This is a genomic window from Klebsiella sp. JB_Kp042 (assembly GCF_040065275.1).
GTDB lineage: Bacteria > Pseudomonadota > Gammaproteobacteria > Enterobacterales > Enterobacteriaceae > Klebsiella > Klebsiella quasipneumoniae.
The window spans coordinates 77,845-93,457 of record NZ_JBEAJL010000083.1; the positions used below are offsets into that span (position 1 = coordinate 77,845).

A 15,613-nucleotide genomic window follows, 5' to 3' on the forward strand; every position below is an offset into this window, starting at 1 on the left:
ATCTCCTATCGATAAGTGAAACCGGAGTGGGTTAATGAATAATGAACATCGTCTCCAGGCCGCGCCAGCGCTGCAGGATAAGGACGAAAGCATTTACCAGGCGCTGATGACGGCTATCGTCGAACATCAGCTGCCGCCGGGCAGCAAACTGCCGGAAGAGGCGCTGGCGGAAGTATTCGCCGTGAGCCGCACCGGCATCAGAAAGGTGCTGCAACGACTCGCCGCTGTGCAACTGGTCACGTTAACGCCCAAACGTGGTGCACACGTCACCAGCCCGAGCGTGGAAGAGTCCCAGGCGATCTTTCGTACCCGGGCGCTGCTTGAGGTCGCTAATCTGCCCGATGTGATCGCGCGCTGTCAGCCGCCGCATCTGGCGGCGCTGGAGAACATTATCCAGCGTGAACAGCAGGCCCATGAGGCGCACGACGGCCCGGCGGCGATCCGCCACTCCGCTGACTTTCATATTCAGCTGCAGGCTATCTCCGGCAACCCGGTGCTCACCGAGATGGTGACCCGCCTCAGCCAGCGCTCCTCGTTAGTGATTGCCGCCTGGGGCGCACCCTGGCGCCAGGGCTGCCGCTGCGACGATCACCAGCAGCTGGTCGGTTTGCTGCGGGATAAAGCCCTGCAGCCGCTTAGCGAGGCGCTGATGCACCATTTTGATCATATTGTCGCCAGCCTGTGCTTCGAGCGCGATGGCGTCAGTCTGCCCGATTTTTCCCGGCTGTTCGCCGGCCACAAGGAGTCGTGATGTCTTCCGTTTGTATACAAGTGATCAACCCCAACACCAGCCTGGCGATGACCGAAACGATAGGCGCCGCCGCGCGTGCGGTCGCCGCGCCGGGCACCGAGATCCTTGCGGTCTGTCCCCGCGCCGGCGTGCCGTCAATAGAGGGCCACTTTGACGAAGCCATCGCGGCGGTCGGCGTGCTGGAGCAGATCAGGGCCGGACGCGAGCAGGGAGTGGATGGGCATGTGATCGCCTGCTTTGGCGACCCGGGGCTGCTGGCGGCGCGCGAGCTGGCTCAGGGGCCGGTGATCGGCATTGCGGAAGCGGCGATGCATATGGCGACGATGGTCGCCACCCGGTTCTCCATTGTGACCACGCTGCCGCGCACGCTGATCATCGCCCGCCATTTGCTGCACCAGTACGGATTTCATCAACATTGCGCGGCGCTGCACGCCATTGATTTACCGGTGCTGGCGCTGGAAGACGGCAGCGGCCTGGCGCAGGAGAAAGTGCGTGAGCGCTGCATCCGCGCGCTGAACGAGGACGGCAGCGGGGCGATTGTCCTTGGCTGCGGCGGGATGGCGACGCTGGCGCAGGAGCTGACCCGCGAGCTGCGGGTGCCGGTGATCGACGGCGTCAGCGCGGCGGTGAAGATGGTCGAGTCGCTGGTCGCGCTGGGCCTGGCGACCAGCAAGCACGGGGACTTAGCGTTCCCGGAGAACAAAGCGTTAAGCGGACAGTTTCAGTCGTTAAATCCATTTTAAAAGGGGCAGGAGATGGTTGAGAACCAGGAACACTATCCTCGCGATCTGCGAGGTTATGCAGGGCAGCCGCCGCACGCGCGCTGGCCGGGCGGGGCGCGGATCGCGGTGCAGTTCGTCCTTAACTATGAGGAAGGCGCTGAGAACCACGTCCTGCATGGCGATGCGGGTTCGGAACAGTTCCTGTCCGATATTATCGGCGCCGCCAGCTACCCGGCGCGCCATATGTCGATGGACTCGCTCTATGAATACGGCAGTCGGGCCGGGTTCTGGCGCATCCATCGCGAATTTAGCCAGCGCGGGCTGCCGCTGACGGTCTTCGGCGTGGCGATGGCGCTGGCGCGGCATCCGGAGATTGCGGCGGCAATCAAGGCCGCGGATTACGATGTGGTCAGCCACGGCTGGCGCTGGATCCACTATCAGCACATGGATATCGCCGAGGAGCGCGAGCATCTGCACAAAGCGGTGCAGGTGCTGACCGATCTGTTCGGCAAGCCGCCCACCGGCTGGTATACCGGCCGCGACAGCCCCAACACCCGCCAGCTGGTGGTGGAGCACGGCGGCTTTGACTACGACAGCGATTATTACGGCGATGATTTACCTTTCTGGAGCGAAGTGGCCTGCAGCGACGGCAGCCGCCGACCGCACCTGATCGTGCCTTACACCCTCGACGCCAACGACATGCGCTTTGCCACCGCCCAGGGGTTCAACACCGCGGAGCAGTTTTATACCTACCTGAAAGACAGCTTTGACGTGCTGTACGCCGAAGGGGAAACCGCGCCGAAGATGATGTCCGTGGGGATGCACTGCCGGCTGCTGGGGCGTCCGGGCCGTTTCCGCGCGCTGCAGCGTTTCCTTGACTATATCCAGCAGCACGACAAGGTATGGGTCTGTACCCGGCAGCAGATCGCCGACCACTGGCGCGAGGTCCATCCGTATCGCGGGTAGCTTGCTGCCACTCATCAGGCCCTCTCCCCGGGGAGAGGGCATCGCCCGGTCGCGTCTGTTGAACCGGTTCACCAGGATGTATTTTGATTATTGAATAAGCATGGCGAGGAGTACCAGGCACAACAGCAGCACATAGATGCGTGCATACCATACATCTGGTACTGCAGGGATAGCCCGGCGGCTAAACATTATCCCGGCCCAGCCGGTCAGGACGAGCAGGACCAAAATTTTCAGGCTGATAAACCCAAGAAATCCGTTCAGCGGAATGCTGTGCCAGCCAATGACGGCATAGGTCACAGCCCCACATAGCGCCACGGGCAAAGAAAGCGGGTTGGATGCGCTAACGCACTCCTGCATCGCATACCCGTGTCGCCGTAGCAGGGGCACCGTCATGACGCTGCCACCCACGCCCAGCAATGCGGCAATCATGCCGATAACCATACCGCCGCCAGTGACCACTGGCAGGGACAGGCGACGCCGAGCGCTGCCCGTGAAAAAACCTTTGCGCAACAAACAATCGCTGATGGTTGCCAGCATATAGAGAATAAACAGCGCGCGAACGATCTTCTCGCTCAATATCCCTGCCAGACAGGAGCCGACCACCGCCCCAATGGCAATAAACCATAACAACGGGAACAGCGTCTGCGCGGCAAGCTTACCAGCCCGCCAGTTTCGATAGCTGACCCAGCCGGCGTTAAATATCATCACCGCCGTTGAGGTAGCCACCGCGACATGCATGGCGTTTCCCGTGAGTTCCGGCTGCCGAAGCATCAGTTGATAGACAAATGGCACCACCACAAAGCCGCCCCCGAAGCCGAACAGGACTGTGGTAATGCCGGTCGTAAAGCCAGCCAGCGCAATAATAACGATCTCATTCAAGAGAGTATCCCCGACCTGAAAATGAGCGAGCAGCTTATACCGGTCGCGTACGGCTTCCCATTTGCGTAGCGCTCAATTACCTTTGTAAATCGGTCAAAGGGAGGCAGGTGTGCGCAACGTAAAAGTTGACGAAGTCGATCAGCTCGATCGCGAAGTGGTGGCGTTAGGTAATGACTATGCGCAAGGGTTTATCCTGCCACCGCACCAGCATCGTCGCGCACAGCTGCTGTATGGCGCGACCGGACTGATGTATGTCACCACTCAGGACGGAGAATGGGTGGTTCCTCCGCAACATGCTGTCTGGATCCCTCCTGAAACTGTGCACGCCGTCAGATTTGTGGGGGTGACCACGCGTAGCTTATATATTGAGCCAGATTATGTGACCGCTTTCATTAAACACCGTCGTTGCGAAGTGATCAGCGTCTCGCCGCTGTTGCGCCAGCTACTGCTTGAGGCTGTGGATTTGCCACCGTTGTACGACAGCCCACGCGATCGCATGCTGATACAGTTGATGTTGCTGGAACTGGCCGCCATGCCGGTCCGCGAATTTGACATTCCGTTGCCGCAGCATCCGGCGCTGCTGGCGCTTTGTCAGGCTTTTTTGCTTAACCCCTCTATCCATGATCCTGCGGCGCGCTGGGCCAGGGCGCTGTTTATGAGTCCTAGTACCTTTCGCCGCCATTTCCTGAAGCAGCTGGGCCTGTCATTTTCCGCCTGGCGACAGCGAGCCTGTGTGGTGAGCGCTATGGCATGGTTGATAGCAGGGAAACCGGTGAACGAAGTGGCATTATCTCTTGGATACGACAATGCGTCCTCTTTCGCCACCATGTTCCGCCGCGTGACCGGGCAGCCGCCATCGTTTTATCACCCAGCCTGATGCGTCGGGGAAGGGGACTCCGGCAGCATGGGTCGGAAATGAATGTCACTTTATATGGCGTGGCTATGCGTTAACGCAGTCATAAGACAGACAATCCTGGTATGCCTGGCTTGCGTCTTCAGATACCCCTACATTTAGTGGTGGCTGCCTCCAGGCGGTTTCTCTATTCTGCCTGTAACCGTGAGAAGACCGGAGTCTCTCTTTGTGAACCATCTTATCGTTGAAAAAGTCATCATCATCTTTCTTCTCATCCTGTGGGGATTCGATACATTCAGAACCAGGAAAAGAAAACGTTATGATCCCGCGATTGAAGCCGCTGATGCCAGCGAACGCCATCAATGGCGCTATCTGAGATGGGGGTTTCGGATCATACAGGTGGTAGCGGGAGTGTATATCGTCGTGCAGCTGATTCAGGTTTTACTGAGATAGCGGTCCCGGGCAGGGGCGACTGAATATAACCCTTGTCAGCGACACGTGTTCCTGTTTTTCGCCGAGAGCTGAGAACTTGCCTGCATATAAACGGGGTGTTTTTAGTTTGTAACATTTCAAACAACAGCATAGGTGACCTTTCAATGATGCAAGTGATACTGGTTCGACACGCAGAAACAGAATGGAATGTAAAAGGTCGTATTCAGGGGCACAATGATAGCGCATTGACGCTTCGGGGGGAGCGTCAAACATCAGCCTTACTGGCGGCGTTTGCAGCGAGTGATTACCGGGCAGAATGTGTTTACGCTTCTCCGCTTGGCCGGGCCTGGCAAATGGGACAGCGCCTGGCGGAGAGTTTTTATTGTTCACTGATAGCTGAACCAGCTCTGAAAGAACAGGCTTTTGGTCAGTTTGAGGGCATGACAAGCGTAGAGCTCCTGCAGAATAATCCAGACGCCGCAGAAGCATTATTCAACCTTGATGCAGAGTATTGTCCGCCAGGGGGGGAGTCTCTCTCACATGCTTCGCAGCGAATTATGCATTTTTTATCCAATCTGGAAAAAAAACATCATCATCGAACAATATGTCTTGTGTCTCACGGGCAGGTCATTCAGGGCGTGCTTGCGATGCTAACAAGCGGAGCTGTGGATGATTTTCACAGGTATGCGCAACCCAACGCGAGTTACTCCGTTTTCGAGCTGGTTAATGGAAGGTGTTCCGCCCTTAGATGGGGGATCGCGACACATTTACGTCACCTGGATTGAACAGTCTGACTTACCCCAAATTAATATACTTCACTTAACGTATATCCCTGCTTTGATACAGATAAATGCCCCAGGAATCGGCAGGCTGAGTAACCAGGAACCCCTTAGAATATCGGATGATTTGTATCGGCACTCATTACACCATGCGTTCCGAATAACGCCGCATAGCCAGTTGAACTTTGCTACTCTGTGAAAGGTAGTGCCGTCTATCCAGTGCGGATTTAATTAATGGAATAAATGATTATGAGTAATAATGATACAATCCCAAAGAAGTCTACAAGCCAGATTAACAAAGCGGTATTCTTTACATCTGCTTTGCTAATTTTCCTTCTTGTCGCCTTTGCCGCCGTATTCCCGGATGTCGCCGACAAAAATTTTAAACTACTACAGCAACAAATCTTCACGAATGCCAGCTGGTTCTACATCCTTGCTGTGGCCCTGATTTTACTAAGTGTCACGTTCCTTGGACTCTCACGCTACGGTGATATCAAGCTGGGCCCGGACCATGCGCAGCCTGATTTCAGCTACCACTCCTGGTTTGCGATGCTTTTTTCGGCAGGGATGGGGATCGGCCTGATGTTCTTTGGCGTTGCCGAACCTGTAATGCATTATCTTTCGCCTCCCGTTGGCACGCCAGAAACCGTTGCGGCAGCCAAGGAAGCAATGCGTCTGACCTTCTTCCACTGGGGACTGCACGCATGGGCAATTTATGCCATTGTGGCGCTGATTCTGGCGTTCTTCAGTTACCGTCACGGTCTGCCTTTAACTCTGCGCTCCGCACTCTATCCCATTATTGGCGATCGCATATACGGGCCTGTAGGCCATGCGGTTGATATTTTCGCTGTTATAGGCACGGTCTTTGGCGTCGCGACATCGCTGGGTTACGGTGTTTTGCAGGTGAATGCCGGTTTGAACCATCTTTTCGGGGTGCCCATCAATGAAACGGTGCAGGTCATTCTGATCGTAGTCATCACGGGGTTAGCGACGATTTCAGTGGTGTCCGGCCTGGATAAGGGAATACGTATCCTGTCTGAGCTCAATCTGGGTCTGGCGTTGTTGCTCCTGGCGCTGATTTTGTGTCTGGGACCAACCGTGCTTCTGCTGAAGTCATTTGTGGAAAATACGGGCGGTTATCTTTCGGAACTGGTGAGTAAAACGTTCAACCTTTACGCGTATGAGCCTAAGTCGAGCAACTGGCTGGGGGGCTGGACATTACTGTACTGGGGATGGTGGCTTTCATGGTCGCCGTTTGTGGGGATGTTCATCGCCCGGGTCTCCCGCGGGCGAACCATTCGCGAGTTTGTCACCGGCGTGCTGTTTGTTCCCGCGGGTTTTACGCTAATGTGGATGACGGTGTTTGGTAACAGCGCGATCTATCTCATTATGAACCAGGGGGCCACAGACCTCGCCAATACTGTTCAGCAGGATGTGGCGCTGGCCCTGTTTAATTTCCTCGAGCATTTCCCGTTCTCTTCCGTGCTGTCATTCATCGCAATGGCGATGGTCATCGTCTTCTTTGTCACGTCTGCTGATTCGGGGGCAATGGTAGTTGATACTCTGGCATCAGGTGGAGTGGCAAACACACCCGTCTGGCAGCGAATATTTTGGGCCTCGCTCATGGGCATTGTCGCAATTGCGCTTCTCCTTGCCGGAGGGCTCAGTGCGCTGCAAACAGTGACAATAGCGAGTGCATTGCCTTTCTCAGTGATCTTACTGATATCTATATACGGACTTTTAAAAGCTTTGCGCCGGGATTTGACCAAGCGTGAAAGCCTGAGTATGGCGACAATTGCTCCTACAGCTGCACGTAACCCAATTCCCTGGCAGAGAAGGTTGCGCAATATCGCGTATCTGCCGAAGCGATCTCTTGTGAAACGTTTTATGGACGACGTCATCCAGCCCGCCATGACGCTGGTTCAGGAAGAGCTGAACAAGCAGGGGACGATAAGCCACATCAGTGACGCAGTCGAGGATCGTATTCGTCTTGAAGTCGATTTGGGTAACGAGCTGAATTTTATATATGAAGTGAGGCTTCGCGGGTATAGCTCACCGACCTTCGCGCTCGCCGCGATGGATAATAATGAGCAGCAGACTGAACAACATAGATATTATCGCGCTGAGGTTTATCTCAAAGAAGGCGGTCAAAATTATGATGTGATGGGCTGGAACCAGGAGCAGCTGATTAATGACATACTGGACCAGTACGAAAAACATCTGCACTTCCTGCACCTGGTTCGTTAATAGCAACATGCCGTCCTGGGGGCGGCAATTATTTATCCCGGCCGCAATATGAGGAATGCAGAATGATTTCACGCTGGAAATGGATTCTGAAGCAGACATTTAAAAAGCTATGGTTCAGGGCAACGTTATTCGCCATTGTCGCGATAATAACGGCCCTTTTATCAATTCTTTTTAAATCAATGATACCTGAGTCGGTTTCCGTGAAGGTTGGTGCGGAAGCAGTCGATAACATTCTGAACATACTGGCATCGAGTATGCTGGCAGTGACCACTTTTTCGTTGAGTATCATGGTCACAGCCTACGGTTCAGCCACTACTAATGTGACTCCCAGAGCTACGCGTTTAGTTGTTGAAGACGTAACCACACAAAATGTACTGGCCACCTTCATCGGTTCTTTTCTCTTCAGTCTGGTAGGGATTATTGCCCTCAATATGGGAGCTTATGGAGAAAGGGGGAGAGTCATTTTATTCATTGTCACACTGGTTGTCATTGCCTTAATCCTCATCACATTGCTTCGCTGGATACAGCATTTGACCTCTCTGGGGAGGGTAGGTGAGACAACGGCAAAAGTAGAACAGGCGGCCATCGAATCATTTATTGCGAGAGCAAGAAATCCCTTTCTCGGCGGATATCCATGGCTTGAGAACAATGAACAGCCGAAAGGAACGGTTGCAGTTTATCCGAAGAAGATTGGCTATGTTGAATATATTGATATGGTGCAACTTAGCAAGCTGCTGACCAATGATCCCCGTCATGTATACCTCGTGGCGCAGCCAGGCAGTTTCATACATCCATCCATGCCCGTTTTGTACCTGAGTCAAGGCCAGGAGTCATCAATCAGCGCCGATTTACTTGAGGCGATTATTGTCTCGGATGTACGTTCATTTGCTCAGGATCCCCGATTTTGTCTTAGCGTCATGGCCGAAATAGCCTGCCGGGCCCTTTCCCCCGCAGTGAACGATCCTGGAACCGCCATTGATGTCATTGGCAGAGGTGTTCGTATACTTTCCACTTACGCGCAGAATAAATCTGATGAAATAGAAGTGAAATATCCTTCCGTTCATGTTGCACCACTTCAGAATAACGATCTACTGGAAGACTTTTTCTCACCTGTCGCGCGCGATGGTGCCAGTATGAGGGAGATTCAGATAAGAGTCCTTAAAGGACTGTCTATGCTGAGTAAGGGTTGGCCTGGAATATTTTCTGAGACCGCGCATAATTTAGCATTTGAAACATTAGAACATGCAACACGTGCTGACCATATAGATTCTGACAGATGTCTAATAAAATCAATTTATTATAATTTATTTGGTGGCGAAGATTCTAATAAAAAACCATAGTTGTGGAGCAATCGATTCGGTTGTTGGCAAGTAAAGGGCAAAGCATTCGCGTGAGAATGGGCGTCTGCTTTGTGCCAGGAGCGGACATTGTCGCCTCACTCAAATTTGATGGGTATGCTTTAGAACTTTTATGGTAGATGTAAATAGCTCGCAGAATAAAACGTACAAGGAAAAGCTATGAAGATCAGACTTGCTGTGCCTGTAGAGGCAGAAGAATGTTGGAACATTCGAAATCAGGCTATACGTTACGGATGTAAGAATAGTTATGATGATGCGATTATTGAAGCCTGGACACCGGAAAAAATGCCTGAAAGCTACAGGAATGTCATTGTAGCGAATCCTTTTTTCGTTGTTGCTGCTGATGGCAGACTATTAGCTACAGGCTATCTTGATCTATCTACAGGAAGTATTGAGGCTGTATTTACGTTACCTCGATATACAGGTAAAGGGTTAGGTAGTCAGATTATTGAAGCCATCAAAAGTGAAGCTCGTGAACGTGGATTTGAGCAATTGACTTTGTCCTCAACACCTAATGCCCAGACTTTTTATGAGAAGCATGGTTTCAAACTTATGCAGGAAAGCATGTATCCCTCTGCCTTGGCGCAGGCTGAACTGCGCTGCATGGAAATGTCTATAAATCTCCTGGGATAGTAGTTCGCTGTCTAATCGCAATGATCACTATACCCAGTAACCACTGCAGATAGATCTTAAAAGCTTCAAAAATTAACGTCCGCTCTTTGCACCGTCCGGACCTTGCTTAGCATGAATTTCTTCTGTGCCCAGGTGCGGAAGTGGTTACAACATTCTGTGTGATGCAACGGGGAGCGTGTCAAAGGAGTCAAGCTGGCAATCAGGCAGAGCTTGAAATTACGCTAGGGACTAAAATCAGTCCTGCCATCGCAACACTAAATTAGCGTCAAGAAACGCTTTAGATTGCCGACATATACATTTAACGTAATCCCTGAAAATAAACAAAATGGATTGAGCCGTATGAAAAAACTTTTACTTCTTTTTCCGCTGGTGTTTATTGCGCCGGTACAGGCTTCTGAAGTCACGGTAGGTCAGATTTGCAAGGCTACTTCTGCTGCGATGTTTGGCCGTGACCATAAGATCATGCAACTGGATAAAGTTGAATCAGGTATTGCCTACGTACATTATATCCGACAGAACGATGGCACCCGTTGGGCAATAAAGTGCAAACTTATAGGTGATCAGGTTATGTGGGCATTTGATAACCCTGACAGCACCGGTCGCTGGCGGGATGATCCTGCGGACAGTACAGTCAAATATTCTATTGATGGTAAAAAAATAATTATTACCGAGCTCTATAGTGACGGTTCCAGTACCACGAACTCTTATCCCTTGAAGCAGCTAAAATGACTTTGACCTGCTCTCCGTTGATTACGACACCTCAATGTTAGTAACGTAGTTGTGGGAGTTGCAAACTTCCGCTCCTCGCTCATAGCGGACCTTCAAATCAGTTAGTTCGTCCGCTCTGTGCCAGGAGCGGACATGACAATCTCAACCCGATGGCAAGCTCACCGAGCATGACATTAGGCTTGAGCGGCGTTGTAACGCGCTTCCAGCTTGTCCAGAAAGCCAAAAAGCACTTGATTCATTTCACTGTAATCGTGGGCCCGGAGCGCTGCAGGCGTGTCAACGAAACGGTAGTCTGCTGCACGGCTCAGGTCTTGCTCAGAATGGGCGATCAGCCGTTCTACAACGTCCAATGTGAGCTCCATATGGCACTGGAAACCAAAGACGCGGTCTGAATAGGCAACGATCTGCCGGGGACAGCCTTCGCTGTAAGCGATAATTTTAGCCTCCGGCGTCAAGCCTGGCATGTCGTTATGCCAGTGACCCACTTCCAGTGTTTTCCCAAAGTGAGAGAACATCTCATCCTTTCTGCCGTCTTCGGTCAATGTGATCGGGAATTTACCAATCTCTTTTTCCGGGCTATGAGAGAACGGCGCGCCCAGTGCTTCACCAATGAGCTGTGAACCCAGGCAGATACCGATCACCGCCTTACCGGTTTTAACCGCGGAAGCAATCAGCGCCTGTTCCGCTTTAGCATTAAAGTGCGGGCACGCTTCAAGCGTGGTGTCCGGATCTTGCGGACCGCCCATCACGATAAGAAAATCGATGCCTTCGGCGTCATCAGGTAGCCGATCGCCTGCATAGACGCGTGAGTAAGTTACATCATGACCTTGGTTTATTGCCCAGGTTTCATATGCGCCCGGGGCTTCAAAACTTTCATGTACGATAAAGTGTACACGCATGAGGTTAAGCTCCTGTAATATCTTTGATGATCAGAATGATAAGTCACGCACCCATTGCCTAAGGCTCTACTCCGGGTGGTTCCAGTTTCGATATGATAAATGCAGGGGCTAAATCTGAAATGCCAGGTAGTATAGATAAAGCGCCAAGACATGATGAAGCCACAGGCTGGTCCAATACTGCGATAAGCTATCAACGTGGTGAGGTAGATCCTCCCCATCATCATGTTGAGGGGCAGCTACTCTTCGCCACCAGAGGGGTTATGCTGGTGCAAACAGAGAGTGACCGTTGGGTGATCCCTCCTCAGCGGGCATTATGGCTACCGCCTCTGCATATCCATAGTTACCATCTGCTTTCACAAACCGATCTCAGGGCGATCTATTTCAGCAGTAGCCTTATCGCAGAATGTATGAGCTTTACGAAGAGTCAACAGGTGCATGTGATCACGGCTACGCCGTTAGTCAAAGAGCTTATCGCAGGGCTGTTCAGTGAGGACTACGCCAGACCGATTCAACGGAAGATAGCGTTGTTGCTTCTGGAAATTCTCAGCGAGGCGCCACCTTTAACGATGGCGCTACCCATGCCGAATGATGAGCGATTATTTAGCGCGGTCAGATCGCTACTGGTCAATCAGCGCTGGGAAGCATCGTTGAGCGAGCTGGCTTTTATGTCGGCCATGTCGGAACGGACCTTTTCCCGATTGTTTATGAAGGATACAGGCTTTAGTTTTCGAACATGGAAGCAGAGAGCCAGAATTTGCGCTTCGTTGGATCTTCTCGCGAACGGCGTTCCAATCAAACAGGTCGCTTACCAGCTTGGTTTCTCATGCCCGGCGGCATTTACTGCTGCTTTTCGTTCCATTCTTGATTCAACGCCGCGCGATTTTGTGCCTTAAACCGGGAAACCATATCCGCTTTTTGCTCATCGCAGCCGTTCGGATATTTTGCACGACAAAGAGGGGATGGCAGGGGAGCCATCAGCGAAAAACAGAATCACCGTAAAATCCCTGGGGAAGAGAATGATATTTACCCCTGTAATCCTGTGCACGGGCGGCCTGCCAGCGCGGTGTCTTCGGTCGCCATTTCGTAGAAATACAGGGCGCTTGTCTGAGTTTTTGTGGTAAGGCACATTGCCAGACAAAGCCATGTCGATTGTTTCATGTGTCCTCTGCCGGTTCTCAGCCATTAAAGCGAATTTTTCCCGTCTGACGGAGCGGCGGGGGCGGCATACCAGTTCTCTTTTGCAACCATTACGCTGCCTTCAGGCTGCATAACAAAGTTCGGCGACATTATCTGAACGTTAAACTCATTGAAAACATCCTGAATATTGCTGTGCAGTTCGTTGCGCGCGACGGCCAGTGACTGCTCCGGTAATAGCCGGACCTGAAGTTCATAGGCGATATACCAGTCCATCAGCTCCAGCTGACGCACCACCGGCGGGCGCGTCAGGTCAACACATGTTGCCCGTTTGGCTGCCAGCTCAAGCATGGCGTGAACCTGCCGCCAGGGGGTGTCGTAGCCGATAGTAACGCTGACGGTTAAATTGATGCTGCCATCGTTATTTTGCGCGCTGAGATTGGTGATCTTGCCGCTGACCACCACCGCGTTAGGCACGGTGACCACGTAGTTTTCGCGGGTGATAATTTTGGTGGCGAGCATGCCTATTTCGCTGACTTTGCCTTCATTATCCGCCACGCGAATGACATCCCCTTTGCGCAGCGCGCGGGAATAGATAAGCACCAGGCCACTCATGGCATGGTTCATCACCCCCGCCGACCCCAGCGTTAACATCAGGCCAAAGAAGACGCTGATGCCCTTAAACGCCAGTGAATTTGCCCCCGGTAAAAACGGGTAGGCGGCAGACAACGCAAATAACCACACCATCACTGAAATCAATTTGCGGGTCGCGCCAACTGTTTCGGGGTGCAGGCCCGGAAACTGCATGCGCCCCGCTTCAACCTGATTAAGTACCATCTTAAGCAGCTTAAGAATGAAGGCGGTGATCAGGAAAATAATCAACACAATCAGCAAGCCGGGTAACGATGAAACGATGGATAAGGCAATCTGACGAATGACGCGCAGCGACCAGTCACCCAACGACGTTGCCCAGACGCGAGTCCAGGGGAACATGCCAAAAGCCCAGCTCAGCCATGCGTAAAAGGCAAAAATAGCGAGAATAATCATCAGCAGAGCGAATAATCGAGCCTCCACAACGCCGATATATCGCCGCCAGCTTTGCGGAATTTTGCTTCGGTTTTCCACCACGCGGCGACGGAAATAGCGGCTAACCCAGCGGTACGCGCGCCATGCACCGTAGAAAAAGCCCGCTAAAACCAGCAATCCCGCCAGCGTTTTAATACCGGAAAGCACCAGCCAGCCGGTGTCATACTGATCGCGAAGCGCTGTGCGCTGCGTTTCCATGCGGGCCAGCACGCGCTGTGCGGCCTGATCCAGGGTGAGATCGTCCCCCTCGTCCAGATCGGCCTGAGTCAGCAACATAATCGGTTTGCCATTCATCACGATAAGACGGCCCTGCTGGTTATAGCGCGTCACAGGAATGATTTTTAGCGGTTCACTGACATCCGCCTTTGTGAAGCCACGTAAGGTATTTCGAATACGCAAAACCCGCTCTTCCGGCGTGGTGAGACCAAATTTCGCCTGCAGCATCACAATGGGTTGATGGAAGATATAAACCGTACGGGCTCGCTCTGCGTCGGTGGGTTCCTGACGGGGTTCTGCAGCAAGAGAAGAAAACGAGATAATCGATAACATCGTCGAGACAATTGCGAGCACAAGCTTATTCATACCCACCACCGAGTAATGTGAAATTATCATTATTATTCAAGCAACCCGCCGAGCGGCAGTTCCCCTGTTTTTCTGAGCATAGACCAGCGATCCACATCTGCAATGTCTTCCGGTGAGTGTGGTCGCCATCGCGCAAAGCCCCGTCTGGCGCTATCCGGTGTTCTCGCCAAAATAACGGTAACTGGCTTCCTCAGGAGGAGGCGCAGTCGCTGAGCGACGAACTTTACTATCAGGATGCAATCCAGGCCTATATTCAGACATTGCCATTGCTCAACACCATTGGCCTGCGCGACGGTTCGGAAGCGGCATTCGGCAAAGGCTATAACGTCCTGCCTGTCTGGAAAGAGCGCATGGACAGTCGCGCAGTGGTGCCAACTCCGAACGGCGACGTTATCTATTCGATGAGCTATCTGGATCTGAAAGAGACCGGCCCGTTGGTCATCAAAGCGCCGCCGAACGTGATCGGCATGTTTACCGACTTTTTCCAGAAAACGATCACTGACGTGGGCGCTATTGGCCCGGATCGCGCCCGCGGCGGGCTGTATCTGCTGTTACCGCCGGATTACGAAGGGCCGGTGCCTCAGGGGTACTACGCGTTTAAATCCTCTACCTACAATGTGTTCCTGTTCTTCAGAACTATTATGGGCAAAGGCGACGGTAAGCCAGACCCGGTCCCTGCGGTGAAAAACGCGGAAACCACCCGTGTCTATCCGCTGTGGGATGTCGAAAAAGAAGTCAAACCGATGCAGTTCCCGGACGCCAGCGGCAAGCGCGTGAATATGATGTACCCGACCGACGCCAGCTACTGGCAGAAGCTGAAAGCCTTCGTGGACTATGAGCCGTTGACGGCCATCCCGGAGGAAACGCGCAGCGCGTTACTGAGCATTGGGATGGTGAAAGGCAAACCGTTTAACCCGACCGCGAAGCAGCAGGAGATGCTGAAAAAGGCCGTCGAGACCGCGCCACGGATGATCCTTGCGCGTCGCCAGGTGGGCCGTGACGATCAGCGCCAGCTCTACTATAAAGACCGCCAGTGGGAAACCTCCTGGGCTGGCGCGACCGCTGAGTGGATGCAGTACGGCACGCTCGATGCCAACCAGCGTGCGGCATTCTTCCAGATTGCTTACTCCAGCGCGGCGGCGATGGTAATGCATACCACCGGCGCCGGTTCTAAATATCCGTTCGCCACCAAAGACAATACCGGTAAGTTCCTCGACGGCGGCAATACCTACAAGCTGCACCTGCCGCCGAACCCGCCGGCGGCGCTGTTCTGGGCGGTCACCGCCTATAACATTACCGACGGGACCATGCCGGAAACCGACCAATTGCTACCGTCGACCAACGGCTATTACAACATTCCCAAAAACCAGGACGGCTCTATCGACCTGTGGTTTGGGCCGAATAAACCGGATGGCGTAGCCGACAGCGCGTTTATTAAAACCGTTTCCGGCCGCAACTTCCTCGTGGCATTACGACTTTACGGTACCGAAGATGGTTTTTATGACCAGACCTGGGTGCCGGACGATCTGGTTCAGACCAATAAATAACAGCGAGATAGAAAAT

General features: G+C 52.9%; 14 protein-coding genes and 1 pseudogene. 12 read left to right on the forward strand and 3 right to left on the reverse strand.

Going from position 1 to position 15,613, the window contains the following annotated elements; all coding sequences use genetic code 11:
* Positions 1-34 precede the first annotated feature (34 nt).
* From ABLV54_RS14295 to puuE, 3 genes and pseudogenes are all read left to right on the forward strand, one after another.
* A complete protein-coding gene (locus ABLV54_RS14295; protein WP_002905523.1) occupies positions 35-751 on the forward strand; it encodes a GntR family transcriptional regulator in 717 nt (238 codons plus the stop codon).
* A pseudogene (gene hpxA, locus ABLV54_RS14300) lies at positions 751-1,616 on the forward strand (allantoin racemase). Before ABLV54_RS14295 ends, hpxA begins: the two are co-directional and overlap by 1 nt.
* Positions 1,540-2,439: an allantoinase PuuE gene (gene puuE, locus ABLV54_RS14305; protein WP_225608545.1), complete on the forward strand. Its 900-nt coding sequence runs from the start codon at positions 1,540-1,542 to the stop codon at positions 2,437-2,439. Before hpxA ends, puuE begins: the two are co-directional and overlap by 77 nt.
* 87 nt (positions 2,440-2,526) lie before the next feature.
* On the opposite strand, the gene ABLV54_RS14310 is transcribed toward puuE, so the two are convergent.
* The gene (locus ABLV54_RS14310; RefSeq protein ID WP_032452938.1) at positions 2,527-3,318 is read right to left on the reverse strand and encodes a sulfite exporter TauE/SafE family protein; all 792 of its coding nucleotides are present in this window, start codon (positions 3,316-3,318) and stop codon (positions 2,527-2,529) included.
* A gap of 109 nt (positions 3,319-3,427) precedes the next feature.
* Between ABLV54_RS14310 and ABLV54_RS14315 the strand changes: the two genes are divergently transcribed.
* The 7 genes from ABLV54_RS14315 (at position 3,428) to ABLV54_RS14345 (ending at position 10,349) form a co-directional block, all read left to right on the forward strand.
* Positions 3,428-4,195 (forward strand): helix-turn-helix transcriptional regulator, encoded by a 768-nt coding sequence (locus ABLV54_RS14315; protein WP_050534086.1) that lies wholly within the window; start codon positions 3,428-3,430, stop codon positions 4,193-4,195.
* Between the two features lie 204 nt (positions 4,196-4,399).
* Positions 4,400-4,624 carry a hypothetical protein gene (locus tag ABLV54_RS14320; RefSeq protein ID WP_050534087.1) on the forward strand — a complete coding sequence of 75 codons (225 nt, stop codon included), beginning with the start codon at positions 4,400-4,402 and terminating at the stop codon, positions 4,622-4,624.
* Between the two features lie 143 nt (positions 4,625-4,767).
* Positions 4,768-5,388, forward strand: a complete 621-nt coding sequence (locus tag ABLV54_RS14325; RefSeq protein ID WP_072096676.1) for a histidine phosphatase family protein — start codon at positions 4,768-4,770, stop codon at positions 5,386-5,388.
* A 243-nt stretch (positions 5,389-5,631) separates the two neighbouring features.
* The gene (gene betT, locus ABLV54_RS14330) at positions 5,632-7,629 is read left to right on the forward strand and encodes a choline BCCT transporter BetT (protein WP_050534125.1); all 1,998 of its coding nucleotides are present in this window, start codon (positions 5,632-5,634) and stop codon (positions 7,627-7,629) included.
* A 62-nt stretch (positions 7,630-7,691) separates the two neighbouring features.
* Entirely contained in the window at positions 7,692-8,969 is a 1,278-nt protein-coding gene (locus tag ABLV54_RS14335; protein WP_050534088.1) for a DUF2254 domain-containing protein, read from the forward strand.
* Positions 8,970-9,146: 177 nt separating this feature from the next.
* Positions 9,147-9,620 (forward strand): GNAT family N-acetyltransferase, encoded by a 474-nt coding sequence (locus tag ABLV54_RS14340; RefSeq protein WP_050534089.1) that lies wholly within the window; start codon positions 9,147-9,149, stop codon positions 9,618-9,620.
* Between the two features lie 339 nt (positions 9,621-9,959).
* Positions 9,960-10,349: a hypothetical protein gene (locus ABLV54_RS14345; RefSeq protein WP_050534090.1), complete on the forward strand. Its 390-nt coding sequence runs from the start codon at positions 9,960-9,962 to the stop codon at positions 10,347-10,349.
* A 173-nt stretch (positions 10,350-10,522) separates the two neighbouring features.
* Here the strand turns inward: ABLV54_RS14345 and ABLV54_RS14350 are convergent, their stop codons facing one another.
* Positions 10,523-11,248, reverse strand: a complete 726-nt coding sequence (locus tag ABLV54_RS14350; RefSeq protein WP_050534091.1) for a type 1 glutamine amidotransferase — start codon at positions 11,246-11,248, stop codon at positions 10,523-10,525.
* 92 nt (positions 11,249-11,340) lie between these two features.
* On the opposite strand from ABLV54_RS14350, the gene ABLV54_RS14355 reads away from it, so the two are divergent.
* Complete coding sequence (locus ABLV54_RS14355; RefSeq protein WP_172039877.1) at positions 11,341-12,141, forward strand: helix-turn-helix transcriptional regulator; 801 nt, start codon at positions 11,341-11,343, stop codon at positions 12,139-12,141.
* A 289-nt stretch (positions 12,142-12,430) separates the two neighbouring features.
* Here the strand turns inward: ABLV54_RS14355 and ABLV54_RS14360 are convergent, their stop codons facing one another.
* Positions 12,431-14,050: a mechanosensitive ion channel domain-containing protein gene (locus ABLV54_RS14360; RefSeq protein ID WP_050534126.1), complete on the reverse strand. Its 1,620-nt coding sequence runs from the start codon at positions 14,048-14,050 to the stop codon at positions 12,431-12,433.
* A 116-nt stretch (positions 14,051-14,166) separates the two neighbouring features.
* Here ABLV54_RS14360 and ABLV54_RS14365 point away from each other — a divergent pair, with 116 nt between their 5' ends.
* Positions 14,167-15,597 (forward strand): DUF1254 domain-containing protein, encoded by a 1,431-nt coding sequence (locus ABLV54_RS14365; RefSeq protein WP_050534093.1) that lies wholly within the window; start codon positions 14,167-14,169, stop codon positions 15,595-15,597.
* Positions 15,598-15,613 lie beyond the last annotated feature (16 nt).